Source organism: Sphingomonas daechungensis, from assembly GCF_014489495.1.
GTDB classification, from domain to species: domain Bacteria; phylum Pseudomonadota; class Alphaproteobacteria; order Sphingomonadales; family Sphingomonadaceae; genus Sphingomicrobium; species Sphingomicrobium daechungense.
This window is the reverse complement of sequence record NZ_CP060780.1, coordinates 712279-726594: the sequence shown is the minus strand read 5'-3', so window position 1 is coordinate 726594 and position 14316 is coordinate 712279. Positions and strand designations below refer to the sequence as shown.

Annotated in this window: 13 protein-coding genes and 4 pseudogenes; 4 read left to right on the top strand and 13 right to left on the bottom strand. The window is 63.2% G+C overall.

Annotated features, from left to right (window positions below; translation table 11 throughout):
- Nucleotides 1-50 precede the first annotated feature (50 nt).
- The 7 genes and pseudogenes from ptsP to H9L15_RS03790 form a co-directional block, all read right to left on the bottom strand.
- Nucleotides 51-2313 (bottom strand): annotated as a pseudogene (gene ptsP / locus H9L15_RS03815) (phosphoenolpyruvate--protein phosphotransferase).
- A 53-nt stretch (nucleotides 2314-2366) separates the two neighbouring features.
- The gene (locus H9L15_RS03810) at nucleotides 2367-2630 is read right to left on the bottom strand and encodes a hypothetical protein (protein WP_187715213.1); all 264 of its coding nucleotides are present in this window, start codon (nucleotides 2628-2630) and stop codon (nucleotides 2367-2369) included.
- Nucleotides 2627-3061: a hypothetical protein gene (locus H9L15_RS03805; RefSeq protein WP_223276480.1), complete on the bottom strand. Its 435-nt coding sequence runs from the start codon at nucleotides 3059-3061 to the stop codon at nucleotides 2627-2629. Before H9L15_RS03805 ends, H9L15_RS03810 begins: the two co-directional genes overlap by 4 nt.
- 190 nt (nucleotides 3062-3251) lie before the next feature.
- A complete protein-coding gene (locus H9L15_RS18565; protein ID WP_262984905.1) occupies nucleotides 3252-4013 on the bottom strand; it encodes an aldehyde dehydrogenase family protein in 762 nt (253 codons plus the stop codon).
- 74 nt (nucleotides 4014-4087) lie between these two features.
- Nucleotides 4088-4699: pseudogene (locus H9L15_RS20130) on the bottom strand (aldehyde dehydrogenase family protein); the annotation flags it as partial.
- A 17-nt stretch (nucleotides 4700-4716) separates the two neighbouring features.
- The gene (locus H9L15_RS03795; RefSeq protein WP_398286627.1) at nucleotides 4717-5775 is read right to left on the bottom strand and encodes an NAD(P)H-dependent flavin oxidoreductase; all 1059 of its coding nucleotides are present in this window, start codon (nucleotides 5773-5775) and stop codon (nucleotides 4717-4719) included.
- A pseudogene (locus H9L15_RS03790) lies at nucleotides 5772-7008 on the bottom strand (aspartate kinase). The gene H9L15_RS03795 and the pseudogene H9L15_RS03790 overlap by 4 nt, the downstream one beginning before the upstream one ends.
- Nucleotides 7009-7082: 74 nt before the next feature.
- Between H9L15_RS03790 and ubiG the strand changes: the two are divergent.
- Nucleotides 7083-7801, top strand: a pseudogene (gene ubiG, locus H9L15_RS03785) (bifunctional 2-polyprenyl-6-hydroxyphenol methylase/3-demethylubiquinol 3-O-methyltransferase UbiG).
- Here the strand turns inward: ubiG and H9L15_RS03780 are convergent.
- Nucleotides 7770-8957 (bottom strand): M20/M25/M40 family metallo-hydrolase, encoded by a 1188-nt coding sequence (locus tag H9L15_RS03780; RefSeq protein ID WP_187715211.1) that lies wholly within the window; start codon nucleotides 8955-8957, stop codon nucleotides 7770-7772. The pseudogene ubiG and the gene H9L15_RS03780 sit on opposite strands and share 32 nt — an antisense overlap.
- Before the next feature lie 35 nt (nucleotides 8958-8992).
- On the opposite strand from H9L15_RS03780, the gene H9L15_RS03775 reads away from it, so the two are divergent.
- Nucleotides 8993-9253 carry a hypothetical protein gene (locus tag H9L15_RS03775; RefSeq protein WP_187715210.1) on the top strand — a complete coding sequence of 87 codons (261 nt, stop codon included), beginning with the start codon at nucleotides 8993-8995 and terminating at the stop codon, nucleotides 9251-9253.
- Here the strand turns inward: H9L15_RS03775 and H9L15_RS03770 are convergent.
- The 5 genes from H9L15_RS03770 to H9L15_RS03750 form a co-directional block, all read right to left on the bottom strand.
- Entirely contained in the window at nucleotides 9232-9903 is a 672-nt protein-coding gene (locus H9L15_RS03770; protein ID WP_187715209.1) for a glutathione S-transferase family protein, read from the bottom strand. The two genes, H9L15_RS03775 and H9L15_RS03770, sit on opposite strands and share 22 nt — an antisense overlap.
- Before the next feature lie 48 nt (nucleotides 9904-9951).
- Complete coding sequence (locus H9L15_RS03765) at nucleotides 9952-10380, bottom strand: hypothetical protein (RefSeq protein WP_187715208.1); 429 nt, start codon at nucleotides 10378-10380, stop codon at nucleotides 9952-9954.
- Nucleotides 10381-10456: 76 nt separating this feature from the next.
- A complete protein-coding gene (locus tag H9L15_RS03760; RefSeq protein WP_187715207.1) occupies nucleotides 10457-11269 on the bottom strand; it encodes an undecaprenyl-diphosphate phosphatase in 813 nt (270 codons plus the stop codon).
- A gap of 3 nt (nucleotides 11270-11272) precedes the next feature.
- Nucleotides 11273-12220: a complex I NDUFA9 subunit family protein gene (locus H9L15_RS03755; protein ID WP_187715206.1), complete on the bottom strand. Its 948-nt coding sequence runs from the start codon at nucleotides 12218-12220 to the stop codon at nucleotides 11273-11275.
- A gap of 71 nt (nucleotides 12221-12291) precedes the next feature.
- A complete protein-coding gene (locus H9L15_RS03750) occupies nucleotides 12292-13485 on the bottom strand; it encodes an aspartyl protease family protein (protein WP_187715205.1) in 1194 nt (397 codons plus the stop codon).
- Nucleotides 13486-13718: 233 nt separating this feature from the next.
- Between H9L15_RS03750 and H9L15_RS03745 the strand changes: the two genes are divergently transcribed.
- Nucleotides 13719-14054: a DUF2975 domain-containing protein gene (locus H9L15_RS03745; RefSeq protein ID WP_187715204.1), complete on the top strand. Its 336-nt coding sequence runs from the start codon at nucleotides 13719-13721 to the stop codon at nucleotides 14052-14054.
- A complete protein-coding gene (locus H9L15_RS03740) occupies nucleotides 14054-14269 on the top strand; it encodes a helix-turn-helix domain-containing protein (protein WP_187715203.1) in 216 nt (71 codons plus the stop codon). Before H9L15_RS03745 ends, H9L15_RS03740 begins: the two co-directional genes overlap by 1 nt.
- Nucleotides 14270-14316 lie beyond the last annotated feature (47 nt).

Below are 14316 nucleotides of genomic sequence, written 5' to 3'. Positions count from 1 at the left end.
GTCCGCTTGTCCAAGCGGTTGCCCATGCTGTCAACCGCAGTTTCCTTGCGTCAGTCGGTTGCCACCTTGTGCCGTCGCGCCCACTCGCCGAGCGTCTTGCGCATGTTCGCCGGAGGGCGATCAAGCAACTGCTCCATCCGGATACGGATCTTCCCCGAATCGAGCGACCGCACCATCGCCTTGAGCGGACCGACGGCGGCCGGCGTGATCGAAAATTGCTCGATCCCGATGCCGATTAGGGCCATCGCTTCAAGCGGACGCCCACCCATCTCCCCGCAGACACGGACGGGGACGCCAGCCTCGCGCGCCTGGGTGCTGACTCGTCGAAGGAAGCGTAGGATCGCCGGACTGAGCCAGTCGTAGCGCTCCGCCAACCTCGGGTCTCCCCGGTCTGCCGCGAACAGGAATTGCGTGAGATCGTTGGTGCCGATCGACAGGAAATCGATCTTTGGCAGAAGCTGGTCGAGAACCTCGGCAAGCGCGGGGACTTCGAGCATGGCGCCGAAATCGATACGGCTGGGGAGCTTGCGATGGCCCTTTCGCGCCCACGCGACCTGCTCCTCGAACAGGGCGCGAGCTTCGTCGAACTCCCAGGGCTCGGAGATCATCGGGAACATGACACGAAGCGTCTTGCCGCCGCAGGCTTCGATCAGCGCTCGGCCTGCGCCTTCATCAAGGTCGAGCGATCGAGCGACAGGCGGAGTGCGCGCCAACCCATCGATGGATTCTCAGCCTCATCGCGGATGTCGGTAAGATAGGGCAGGGCCTTGTCCCCGCCGATATCGACCGTGCGGAAGATCACCGGCTTGTCGCCAGCCGCAGCGAGCACCTTGGTATATAGTCGCTGCTGCCGCTCCCGGCCGGGAAGCGTCGCCGAGACGAGGAACTGGAATTCGGTCCGGAACAGACCGATGCCGTCCGCACCCGAAGGGTCGAGGTTGGCCGCGTCTTCGGCAAGCCCGCGTTGACCATTACGCTCACCGGAACACCGTCGAGGGTGACCGCAGGCAAATTGCGGACCGCCTCGAATTCGGCGCGCTTCTTCTGACGTGTCGCGAGGCGGTGCTCGAAGCCGGACAGGAGCGCCCTGCTGGGACGAATGATTACACTGCCGTTGTCGCCGTCGACGAGAATCTGCTCGCTTTCCTCGACGCTGTGGCGAATGTCGGGAATCCGGCCGACCACTGGGACGCCCATTGCCCGCGCCACGATGGTCATGTGGGCGGTCAGTGACCCTTCTTCGAGCACGACCGCCTTCAGCCTACGGCGATCGTATTCGAGCAGTTCGGCAGGGCCGAGATTGCGCGCGATGAGGACGGTGTCGCGAGCCAGGCCAGTCTGCGCCGCCGTCCCGAACCGTCCCGAGACGATGCGCAACAGCCTGTTGGACAGGTCCTCGAGATCGTGCATCCGATCCTTGAGCAGAGGATCGTCGATGTCCTGCATGCGGGCGCGAGTCCGTTGCTGAACTCGCTCGATGGCCGCCTCCGCGGTCAAGCCGCTATCGATCGCCTCGTTGATCCGCCTCGACCAGCCTTCGTCGTAGGCGAACATCTTATAGGTCTCGAGAATCTCCTGATGCTCGCCGGCGGTCCCGAACTCCGCATCCTTGGTCATCGCGTCGATCTGCTCGCGCATCTTGCGGAATGCGGAATAGACGCGGTCGCGCTCCGCCTCGACATCGTCAGCGACGGTATGCTCGACGATTACTCGGGCTGGTGGAAGACTGCCTCACCCTTGGCCATTCCGGAAACGAGCTTCAGTCCCGACAAGCGCAGCGGGCCGCTGCTGCGAATTCGTCCGCGTCGTGCGCCGTCAACCAGCCTTGCGGCCGCAATCATTTCGGAGAGCACCATCGCAACGGTCTGGAGCGCCTCGATTTCGACCTCTTCGTATCGGCGCGGCTCGACGTGCTGGACGGCGAGGACGCCGATCGGGCTTTCCAGCCTTACGATCGGGACTCCAGCGAAGCTGTGGAAGCTCTCCTCGCCCGTTTCGGGACGATAGGCGAAGGCAGGGTGATCGGCCGCCTCGGCGAGGTTGAGAATGCGCCCTCCGCGGCGATGGTGCCTACCAGGCCTTCCCCATCCCCAGCCGAGTGACGTGCACCGCTTCCTTGCGCAGGCCGTGAGTCGCGTAAAGCTCGAGCTTGTTGTCGCGCAGCAGGTAGATGGAACAGACCTCGCTCTCCATCGCGTCCGCGATCAGGTCGACGACCTTGTCGAGCTTGGATTGCGCGCTGCCCCGGCCGGCCATGATCTCATGGAGGCCCGTCAGGATTTCGCGGGCGGAGGCGGCGGCGCTCAGCGGCATAGCCAAGCGCTATCAGATGCGCCTCGCTTATGTCACGCGGCAGTCGCTCGTGTTCAGTAGGTTCCCACCTGATCGAGTGGGTTCAGCACCGGCTGCGGATAGGCTTCCATCTCAATTTCCTGCCAGAGCAGGTCGATCATCTTGGTCAGCTCACGGACGTGCGGGACGTCGTGGCGCTGAACGTAGCGATACTTTTCGGAGAGCATCGACACTTCCGCCAGGATCAGCCTTACCGTCTCGCCATGGCGATCGAGGGACGAAATCGCCTCATAGGCGTCGAGCTCCTTTGCACGGAGCAGGCTGTCGGAAGCGATCATAAAGCCTCCCGGATGATATCCGGCGCGTAGCCTGACGCGCCAAAAAGGAATGCAGCCGCTGCAAGCGTGAGAATCGCGGCGACTGCAAAGACCCATGCAAGCCAGGGCCGACGCGGAGTCTCCTCGATATCCTCGTAAACCCAGTCCGTAGGGTCCGCAGGCTCCGGATCAGGTACAGCCTCTTCCCTACTCCGGCCGGCAATCCCTCCGGCTAGGGTATGCTTTTCGACGTTGAGCGCGGACCGTTCCAGCTCCAGCAAGTTCCTGAAGATGCCGTCGTCATTGGCGACCGGCACGTGGGCAAGGAAATCCTGAAGGCTGCGGTCGAGCGCGACGAGGTCGTCCACTGCCTCCAGCGCCACGCGGCGGTCACGACGTTCCATCGCCAACTGAAGTCGGATGATCTTCAAGGTACTCGCGCGGACGAGCATCAGCCCTTCGGCTAGTTCTTCACTGCCAATCGCAATGTTCGCGTCTGCGCGCGCGGCACTCGCCGGTTGCATGTCCCACCCCACCGAGTCGTTGAGTGGAGGATACGCCCGGCGAGCAAATTCAGCAGGTTAGCGTGCCACGATTATCGCCTGACCGAGCGCCTCGCGCGCCCACACGAAGATTTTCGGTCTACTCGGTGGTCGATTCGCCGTCGTGCTTCAGCTCGCTAACGTGGACGCTCTTGATGTTCGTGAACTCGCGAATGCCGAAGGACGCGCATTCGCGGCCGTAGCCGGAGTGCTTCACGCCGCCGAACGGCATACGAGAGTCTGAGCGGACGTTTTCGTTGACGAAGCTCATGCCTGCTTCGAGTTCATGGGCCGCAATGCGGCGGCCGCGGTCGAGGTCGCCGGTCAGGACGCCGGAGCCAAGACCGAACTCGCTGTCGTTGGCGATGCGGATGGCGTCCGCTTCGTCATCGGCGGCGATGATTGCGGCGACCGGGCCGAAAACTTCTTCGTCATGCGCGGGCTGGCCCTCCCGGACATCGGCGAGGACGGTTGCGGGATACCAGGCGCCGGCACGATCCGGAATGTTCCCGCCCAATAAAAGGCGAGCACCATTGGCGATGCTCCGTTCAACCTGATTGTGGATTTCGTCACGGGCCTTCACGCTGACCATTGGCCCGAGCTTTGTGGTCTCGTCACGTGGATCTCCCATGTCGTAAGCGCGCATTGCTTCGACAATGGCGGGTTCGAACTTTTTAAGGACCGAGCGCACGACGATGAAGCGCTTGCCGGCGATGCAGCTTTGACCGCCATTGACCATGCGAGCCGTCGCGCAGACCTTCGCCGCGGTTTCGATGTCAGCGTCTTCCAGCACGACGTAAGCGTCCGACCCGCCGAGCTCGAGGACGCACTTCTTGAGCACGCCTCCTGCGGCGGTCGCCACACTCTTGCCGGCCCAACGCTGCCGGTGAGGGTTACGGCGGCGACATGTTCGTCCTCGATGAGTGGTTTGATCTCGCTGCTCGGCAGAAGGACCGTTCGGAAGAGGGCGCGTGGAACGCCGGCTTCATGGAGCACCTCTTCGATCGCGAGAGCGCAACCAGGGACGTTGCTGGCGTGTTTCAAAAGTGCGCCATTGCCCGCCATCAGCGCGGGTGCAGCGAAGCGGAAGACCTGCCAGAACGGGAAGTTCCACGGCATGACCGCAAGCACGACGCCGATGGGATTGAAGGTTACGAACGCCTCGCCGCCGCCGATGTCGACGCGCTCATTCGCCAGATAGCTCTCGGCGTGATCGGCGAACCAGTCGCAATGTCCGGCGCATTTCTCGACTTCCGCGCGGCCGTCGGAAAGGGTCTTACCCATCTCTTCGGTCATGAGTGCGGCGAACTCGTCCCTGCGGCGGCGAAGGATTTCGCCAGCCTTGCGGATCACCGCCGCGCGTTCGGCGAAGCTTGTCTTGCGCCAAGTCAGATAAGCCCGGTGCGAAGCGGCAGCGGCTGCCTTCGCATCGGCGAGCTTGTGCTCATGATAAGTCTTTCCGGGCTCGCCGGTCGCGGGATTGACGGTCTGCAACGCTTTGCGCGCCTCCGTTGTAGCGTCGCGTTCGACAATCGTCTGATCCGTCATTTCCAATCCTCTTGGCGCTAGCCCCGGCTTTCCAACGCAGCAGCGGCTTCATCGACCAATTCACGTATGATGTCCGCGACTGGCTCTTCGCGAGTGACCATGCCGACCGACTGGCCGGCCATGACCGATCCGCTTTCGACGTCCCCGTCAATGACGGCGCGACGGAGCGCTCCCGCCCAATAGTGCTCGATTTGGAGCTGGGCCTCGGCCATCTCGATCGAGCCCTCGTCGAGCTTCTGTGCGACTTCGCGCTGCTTGGCTGCGAAATTCTCCATCTCGCGATTCTTGAGCGCCCGGACAGGGATGACAGGCAGGCGCGGGTCGATCTGCACCGAGGGGATGGCGTCGCGGGCGGAGGCGCGGATGAACGCCTTCTTGAAGTTGGCGTGTGCAATGCTCTCGTTCGCGCACACGAAGCGGGTGCCGAGCTGGACGCCGACCGCGCCCATTTCGAGATACGCCGCGACCGCCTCGCCGCGGCCGATGCCCCCGGCGATTAAGACCGGAATGTCGCGGCTGATGTGCGGCAGGATTTCCTGCGCCAGCACGGTGGTGGATACCGGGCCGATGTGACCGCCGGCTTCCATGCCCTCTATCACGATGGCATCGACGTTCGACCGCATCAGTTTCTTGGCGAGGCTCAGCGCCGGCGCGAAGGCCATCAGCTTTGCGCCATGGCCCTTGATCTTCTCGATCGCCTTGCCCGGCGGAAGGCCGCCCGCGAGGACGATATGACCGACATCATGCCGCACGCAAACGTCGATCAGCTCGCTCAGCTGAGGGTGCATGGTGATGAGGTTGACGCCGAACGGGCGCTTGGTCCGCGCTTTCGTCTCGGTAATCTCGGTGTCCAGAAGCTCGGGCGTCATCGCACCGCAGGCGATCACGCCGAAGCCGCCGGCATTGGATATGGCGGAAACGAGGCTGCGCTCGCTGACCCAACTCATCGCGCCGCCCATGATCGCGACGTCGCAGCCGAGGAACTCGGTGCCCCGATGCATCAGCTCCTTGAGGCGCGCATGGCCAACGGACTGGTGGACGGCGCGCGGCTCGGCGATCAGGCCTTCGCCGCTCATGCTGCCGCTCCCGCGTTCGCTTCCGCGTCGTCAAGGCCGAACGCCGTGTGAAGGACGCGCACGGCAAGCTCCGTATATTCTTCCGGGACGAGAACGGAGACCTTGATCTCCGATGTGGAAATGGCGCGAATGTTGATGCCCCGCTCGGCCAAAGTCTGGAACATGCGGGCCGCGATACCGGCGTTGGAACGCATGCCGACGCCGATCGCACTGACCTTCACGACATCGGTGTCGGTGCTGACGGTTTCAAACCCGACGTCGGCCTTCACCTTCTCGAGCTCGGAGACCGCGTGCGCGAGGGAAGCGTTGGGAACGGTAAAGGTCAGCTCGCTCTTCTCGCCTTCGCGAGGCGCCGCCTGGATGATCATGTCGACGTTGATGTTGGCTTCGGCAAGGGGACCGAAGATGCCGGCGACCGTTCCGGGCTTGTCTGGCAGGCCGGTGAGGGTGACGAGCGCTTCGTTCTTGTCGTGAGCGATGCCGGTGACGAGCACGCGTTCCATTTTGAATTCCTCGATTTTGTCATCGCCGACGATCAAAGTGCCGGGCTTGTCTTCAAAGGACGAAAGGACCTGGAGCGGCATATTGTACCGCATCGCAAGTCCGACCGAGCGCGTCTGAAGCACCTTGGCTCCGACCGAGGCGAGCTCGAGCATTTCTTCGTAGGTGATCGCCTCGAGCTTGCGAGCGCGGGGACGATCCGGGGTCGGTGGTGAAGACCCCCTCAACGTCCGTGTAGATGTCGCAACGATCGGCTTTCGCCGCGACCGCAAGCGCAACTGCCGACGTATCTGAACCGCCCCGGCCCAATGTCGCGACGTCGCCGGCGTCGGTGACACCTTGGAAGCCAGGAATCACGGCAATACCGCCCTGCTCGAAGACGCGCTCCAGCACATCCGCATCGATATGATCGATCAGCCCGGCACTATGGCCGCTCGCGCGGATCGGGAGCTGCCAGCCCATGTAGGATTTGGCGTTGAGACCCATGCCCTGCAGAGTCATCGCAAGGAGACCAGAGGTGACCTGCTCGCCGCTAGCGACCACGACGTCATACTCGCGCGGATCGTAGAGCGGCGCAGCTTCCTTGCAGAGCTGGACGAGGCGATCCGTCTCGCCCGCCATGGCGGACACGACGACCGCGACTTCATTGCCCTCCTGCGCCTCACGGCGCACGCGCTCGGCGACGTGGCGAATGCGCTCGATACCGGCCATCGACGTGCCGCCGAATTTCATCACGATGCGCTTTTGGCTTGAGGAGGGCACTCTCGCTCCTTGGGTGTACGGGCGCGTCCTGTTAGGAGGCGACTATGGCGGAAACAAGCATCGTTCAGGAAGAGATCGAGCAGTTCGGGAAGCTCGCGGGAGACTGGTGGGACCCGAAGGGCGCCTCGGCGATGCTGCACAAGCTCAATCCCGTGCGGCTCGCCTACATCCGTGACTGGATCGATCAGCACTGGTCGCTCGACGAGCACAGCCGGCGTCCGCTGGACGGGAAGAGCGCGCTGGACGTCGGGTGTGGGCCGGACTGCTGGCGGAACCGCTGGCCAGGCTGGGCGCGAAGGTCACGGCGATCGATCCGGCGCCAGAGCTGATCGGTGCCGCGCGCGAGCATGCGGCCGGGCAGGGGCTGCAGATCGACTACCGCGTAGCCGCGGTGGAGGATCTCCAAGGCGCGTTCGACCTGATCACGTCGATGGAAGTGATCGAGCACACGGCCGATCCGCAGCAGTTCCTGATCGACCTTGCCAAGCGGCTGGCGCCAAATGGCCTGCTGATGATGTCAACGCCCAATGCGACCGGCTGGTCGAAGCTGATCACCATCACTCTGGCGGAGGGATTTGGTGCAGTCCCGAAGGGCACGCATGACTTCGACAAGTTCATCGCCCCGGAGCGGATGAAACAGTTGATGGCGAATGCGGGCCTGAAATGCCTCGACGTCGAAGGCCTGGCTTTCAGCCCGATGCGCGGGCTTCACCTGAGCGAGGACCTGCGCCTCAATTATTTGGTGGCGGCGACCCACTCATAAGGCGTTCGTAGAAGGCAATCGCTCGCATGTAGTCGGCGATAGCAATGCGCTCATCGTTGCCGTGGAAGCGCGTGAGGTCGCCTTTGCGCATGGTAATCGGGACGAAGCGGAGGACGGCTTTAGCGACGTCCTGGTAATGGCGGCCGTCTGTGGCGCCGACGACCAGGCCAGGGGAAACGCCGGCTTCCGGGAAACTGGAGCGGACTAACGCCCTGAATTGCCGGTACTCCGCGCTGTCCGGAGAGACAGGCTTGCCTGGCTGCTGCTGGAAAGATGCCGGACGAACCTGAACCTGCGGGTCGTCGACGACCTTGCGGTCGTGTTCGAGCACACTCTCCACGGTATCGCCCGGCAGGATGCGATGATTGACGACGGCGTGTGCGACCTGCGGGATGACATTGTCCTTGGTGCCAGCGTTGAGGATGGTCGGCGCGGTCGTGGTCCGGATCGCCGCCGCGGTGCTCGGCACCGATAGAAGTTGACGCTTGACCAGCGGTCCGGTGAGCCAGCGGTTGGCGAGGGCGGCGCGCATCGTAAAGCTGCCATACGGAGCAATGCCGTCCAGCATCGCGCCGGAGGCACCGTCGATCCTCGCAGGCATTTGATTGATCGAGAGCCGTTCCACCGCGCGCGCAATGCGCACGGCGCTGTTGTCGTCAGCCGGCATCGAGCTGTGCCCGCCGGCCCCGGTCGCAGTCACTTCGACCGAGACGTACCCTTTTTCGCCGATGCCGATCATGGCGATGGGCACGTTGACTCCGCCAATCACGCCGTCGAGCACCGCATAGCCTTCGTCTAGGCCAAGCCCGATGTTGGCGCCGCGCTGCTTGAGCAGGGCCGCCATCGCCTTCGCGCCCTCTCCGCCGCGTTCCTCGTCGTGGCCGAAGGCGAGATAGATCGTCTGCCTTGGCCGATAGCCGCGGGCGAGCAAGCGCTCCGTCGCTTCCAGGATCGCCATCAGCGAGCCCTTGTCGTCGATCGCGCCCCGACCGATCACGAAGCCGTTGGCGATCGTTCCGCTAAACGGTGGAGCACTCCATTTGCCCTCGCTTCCTGCCTCGACCGGGACCACGTCCTGGTGAGCCATCAGCAGGAGTGCGGGAGCGGAAGGATCGATCCCGGGCCATGTGAAGAGCAGGCTTCCACCGGGAAGCACCTCTTTTTGCAGCTCCGCGTGGATGCGGGGAAGCTTTGCGCGAGAAACGCATTGAAGGCGGCGAAGACCTCGGGCGAGGCGGGACCAGTCTCGGTGGAGACGGTCTGGACCTGCAGCGCCTGCGAAAGGCGATCGACGGCTGCCGCATCGACCGGCAAGGCGGGTGGAGCCTTTCCCAGCGGCTCGGCCTTCAGCCGGAATGTGTTGAACAGGACGACGGCGGTCAGCGCCAGAAGCAGGACCCCGAACGCGAGCCCGATCTTCGTCGCGGTCTTCAGAAGTCGACCTTGTCGTAGTGCTGTGGCGGCACGATCACCTCCATGCGCTCGCCGAGGAGCGGCCGGAAGCTCGGCCGCGACTTCATGACGGCGTACCAGTCCTTCGTCTGCTTGTGACCGCGCCAATCCAGCGCACCGAGATAATCGATCACGCTGAGATGCGCCGCGGCGGCGAAATCGGCGAGGCTGAGGCCAGGCCCCGCCATCCATCGGCGGTGATCGAGCAGGTAATCGACGTAATCGAGATGGTTGTTCGCGACCCGCATTGCCTCGCGGAGGATGCGCGTGTCCGGACTTTCCTTGCTGACCAGCCGCTTGCGCATCCGCTCGTTCATCAGCGGCTCGACGACCTCGCGGTAAAGCTTCTCGTCGAACCATTCAGTGAGGCGGCGGATCTCGGCCCGGAGCGGGGCATTGCCGTGGATCATCGGCATGCGGTCGACGGTCTCGTCGAAATATTCGACGATCGGCTGCGATCCGATCAAGGTGATGCCTTGGTCGGCGTCGACCATCACGGGCGTTTCACCGGCTGGGTTGAGGTCGATGAACTCGTCCCGGCGCTCCCAAGGGTTCTCACGCACCAGCTCGGCAGCGATGCCTTTTTCGGCAAGGACGAGTCTCACCTTGCGTGAGAAAGGACAAAGCGGAAATTGGAAGAGCTGCCACATCGAGCGGGCAGCTTTAGCGAGCGAAAACCGTGCGTCTAGGCGAGAACGTCAGCGCCTCGGATAATCGGGACGAGGGACGTTTGCGCTCGCGCGTTCGATCTCCCGCTGGGCATCGGAAAAGCCCTTCACGATTGCCGGCAAAGCGGCTGCCATCGCGCGCATGCCGGCCTCAATCTTCGGTCGTGTGTCTTCGATCTTCTGATGGAGCTGCTGCTCCGACATGCCGGTTTCGCTCTGCACCGTTCGCCGCTTGTCGGCGGCTGTTGGCGTGCGGCCCTGCACAGCGGCCTCGACCTCCCCGACAGGCATGTTCAGGAAAGCTCTCGACACCGCGACCATCGTGTCCGTCAGCCGGTCGGCCCACTTCGGGTCTGCCAGTTCGCGCTGGATCTTCGAGACGTCATGGTCCGCTGGCGGAGCCGCCAGAGCAGGCGTCGCCAAAAGTGCCAACGGCAAGACGACAAGAACAGCACGCATGCACCGGATCCTCACGTGGATAATCTGCTGATCTCTAACGCGGGAACACCTTAGCGGCCGATGAACGGCAGATGAATCAGCGGGACGCCAGCCAGATGAGTGCGGCGGTACCTGCGATGATGCGGTACCACGCAAAGGGCCAGAACCCGTGCTTCGAAATGTAGTGCACGAAGGCCCGGACCACGACGATTGCAACGATGAAGCTCACGACGAAGCCGACCGCGACGGCGCCGAAACCGACGCCGCTGGCGCCGGACAGCAACGTGTCGTGATGCTTCACGAGTTCGAGCGTCGTCGCCCCCATCATCGTTGGAATGGCGAGGAAGAAGCTGAACTCTGCCGCGGTCCGCCGCTCGACGCCAAGCGTAAGGCCGCCCAGGATGGTTGCGCCGGAACGGCTGACACCAGGAATCATCGCTAGGCACTGAATGAAACCGATACCGAGGACGGTCTTCAGCGGCATTTCGGCGACGCCGACGATATCGCCCGGCTTCACCAGCTTTTCGATCAACAGAATGGCGATGCCGCCAGCGATGAGTGCCCATGCCACGACTTCGGCATTGCCGAGCAGAAGCTCGATCTTGCTGATCAGGATGACGCCGATGATTGCCGAGGGAAGGAAGCCGATCAGGACGTTCCGGACGAAGCGCCATGACATCGGGTTGTTGCGGAGAATGCCCTCCAGCACCGCCCAGAACGTTCGCCAGTAAAGGACGACGATGGCCAGGATCGCTCCGAGCTGGATGATGACGTTGAAGGCGGCCCACTTCTCGGCGTCGAAGCCGAGCAACTCGGTCGCAAGGATCAAATGCCCGGTCGACGAAACCGGCAGGAATTCCGTCACCCCCTCGACGATGCCGAGGATGATCGCAATTAGGAGGACCGGCACGCCTTAGTGCTGCGCCGTAATGTTGACCCGGCGCCGCGCGAAACGGTTGCCTCCGTACATTCCCAGCCATTCCGGCGCGACGGCTCCGAATGGCACCGGCCGAATGCCGAAAGCCTCGAGCCCAGGTCCACTCGCGACATTGTCGTGCTGGAGCATCAGCCACTGGTCGCGCGTCAACGGCGCGCCGGGAAGGAAACCGAGACGGGAAATCAATGAGGAAATCGGGTTGGGAATGTCGATCAGCTCCGTCTCGCGTCCGGCAGCCTTGAGGATTTCGACCGTGAAGTCGCGCATCGACTGGACCTGCGCCCCTCCGATTTCGTAGGTTTTTCCGCCGTGAACCGCCGGATCGACCGACGCGCGGGCGATCGCCTTGGCCAAATCCTCGACGAACACCGGTTGGAAACGGCAGTTCGGGGCAATGACAGGCAAGGCGGGCAGGCGGGCCATTCCGGCAAGGCGATTGGTCAGCTGATCCTCGGCCCCGAACACGATGGAGGGACGAATGATCGTGGCATCGGGAAAAGCTTCTCGAACCGCCTTCTCGCCCTCGCCCTTGGTGCGGGCGTAGGTCGCTTCGCCGTCCGGGTCGGAGCCGATTGCCGAGATGTGGACCAGCGATCGGAGCCCGGCAGCCTTGGCCTCGTGCGCGATGTTCTTCGCCCCCTCAGCGTGGACCGCGGCCATCTTCGCAAAGGAGCCGGTGAGATTGATCACGCCCCAGGCCCCTTCGAGGGCACGGCGAACGGATGCGCGATCCGTCACGTCGGCGCGGACGAAGCCGAACTGCCCGACTTGTCCGAGCGGCTGGATGTAGTTGGCCTGCCGCGGCTCGCGAGTCACGACCCGCAGGCGCACATTATGTTCGCTATATTCGAAGAGCTGTTCGCAGACGTAGCGGCCGATAAAGCCACCGCCGCCGAATACGGTCACAAGCTTGGGTTCGATCATCGCGTCGCCACTAGCGGTTCGCGCGCCGCGTTGACAAGGCGGCCGCCACCCAGCCGACCGCCTTTTTCGCGTCAGTAATAATTGGCGAGGGTCACCGTCACGGTCTGCCCGTCAGCCTTGGTCACGGCGACCTTCGTGCCGACCGGCTCCTTTGCCCAGTTGGCCACTCTCGACGCGTAGAAGCCGGGCCCAACACGTTCGCCGTCGACCTCAACAAGTTTGTCGCCCTTCCTGAGTCCCGCCTTGTCCGCCGGGCTGCCTGGCGAGACGTGGAGGACGTTGAAATGATCGTCCTCTAACAGGACGAACATGCCCACCCGGTCCTTGGGAAAATCGAGCGGCGTGTCGCTCCGCTTCAGCCACATGCGGTCGTGGCCAAGGTCCAGAGTCAGGTGGAAGGGCTTGAACAATAGGATCCCGGCGTTGGCACGTCCGGCATACGGACCATTGCCGACCGACCGGAAATCCGCGGGCACGTTGGGAAGGGTGAACCCGGCAAAGCTCACCGTCGGGATGGTCGCGCGCCGGTCCTCGTGCAGGCCGCCGACTCCGCCGCCCAGCCCAAGCGCGTAAGGCAATTTCGCGAGGCTCGGATTGGCCTCGAAATATTCCTTCGAAACACTAAGGGCGCCGCCATTGCCTAGGTCCAGCGCGGCCTCGATCGGGCGAAGGCCAGCGATGGAGATCGGCAGATAATGGAGCGTGCCTTCCTTGCTGAGCTTCACCTCGGTGGCTCCGCTCGGCGCGGCGAACCCGGTTGAAGGAGACAGCGTCAGCACTTGCCGATCGAAGTCGAGACCGATCACGCTGTTGACGAACACTTCGTGGCCGAGGACCGCCGGGATCGGCCGGCCGATAGCCTTTTCAATCCGCTGCAGGTCGAGCACCAGGACGGTGACCCCAGTCAGCTTCAGATTGCCGGCCTGGATCGTGACGTCGCGGACGAGTTCGCCTTGCTCGCTCCCGCCCGTGCCAAGCGCCGTAACCTTCGACCCCGACTTGAGACCGATCTTTTTGGCGAAGTCGTCGTCGAGCGTGGTCACGCCCGCGCCGCTGTCGAGCATCATTGGCGTGTCGACGCCGTTGACGCGCCCGGTGAGCACGATCCGGCTTCCGCGAAACAGATCGAAGGGAATGTCGGGCGAAACGTTCGGAACGGTCGAGACCGCAGGCGCCGCGATCTGCGCCGCGGCGAGATGCGGAGCCAGTGCCGCTCCAGTTCCCATGCCAATGAGCCCAAGGACGATTCGGGTCTGGCGCTTCATGCTGTTTCCCTTTATCTTCGTATTGAATTGCAGGAATCAATTATCGTAAAACAATAATGGAGTCAAGCGTGCGAAGTTCGGGCATCGGCAGGACAGCAAACTCGCTTCGTTGGGCGGTGTGGATTTTCTGGCTGTGTGTTGTCGCCGCATATCTGGCCGCCCGGTTTGGATTGGGCCTAAGCGGAGCCGTCGAAGTTCGCGCCCATTCCTCCGCCGGGGATGTAGGCGCTCCGATGGTCGTCGCGGACATTTCCATCTTGCTCCTCAGTGTCGCGCTGTACCAGTTGAACCGGATGCTCGGCGCTATTGCGGAAGGCGATCTCTTCTCGGCGCGCGTCGTCGGTTCGTTCAGGTCGTTCGCCTTCTGGCTGCTGATGGTGTCCCTCGTCTGGGTCATTGCACCGATCCTCGCGGTCCTCCTGGTCGGTCCCGACGATTCGCATCGCCTCGAGTTCAAGCTGCAGCTTCGCGACATCCTGACCATCGGTATCGCTCTGATCCTGTTTCTCGTCGCTCGGTTGCTGGAGCGCGCGCGCATCATCGACGAAGAAATGCGGGAAATCGTCTGATGCCGATCGTCGTTCGGCTCGACGTGATGCTGGCGCTTCGCAAGATGCGATCGAAGGACCTCGCCGCGAAGATCGATATCACGGAGGCTAACCTGTCTTTGCTCAAGTCGGGAAAGGTGAAGGGCATCCGCTTCGCTACGCTCGAAGCGATCTGCGAGGAGCTCGACTGCAAGCCCGGCGATATTCTGGATTACGAGCCGGCCAACGGGAATTGACAAGGGAACGGCCCGTCTCCAAATGGCGCCGCCTACCAGCTGAAATC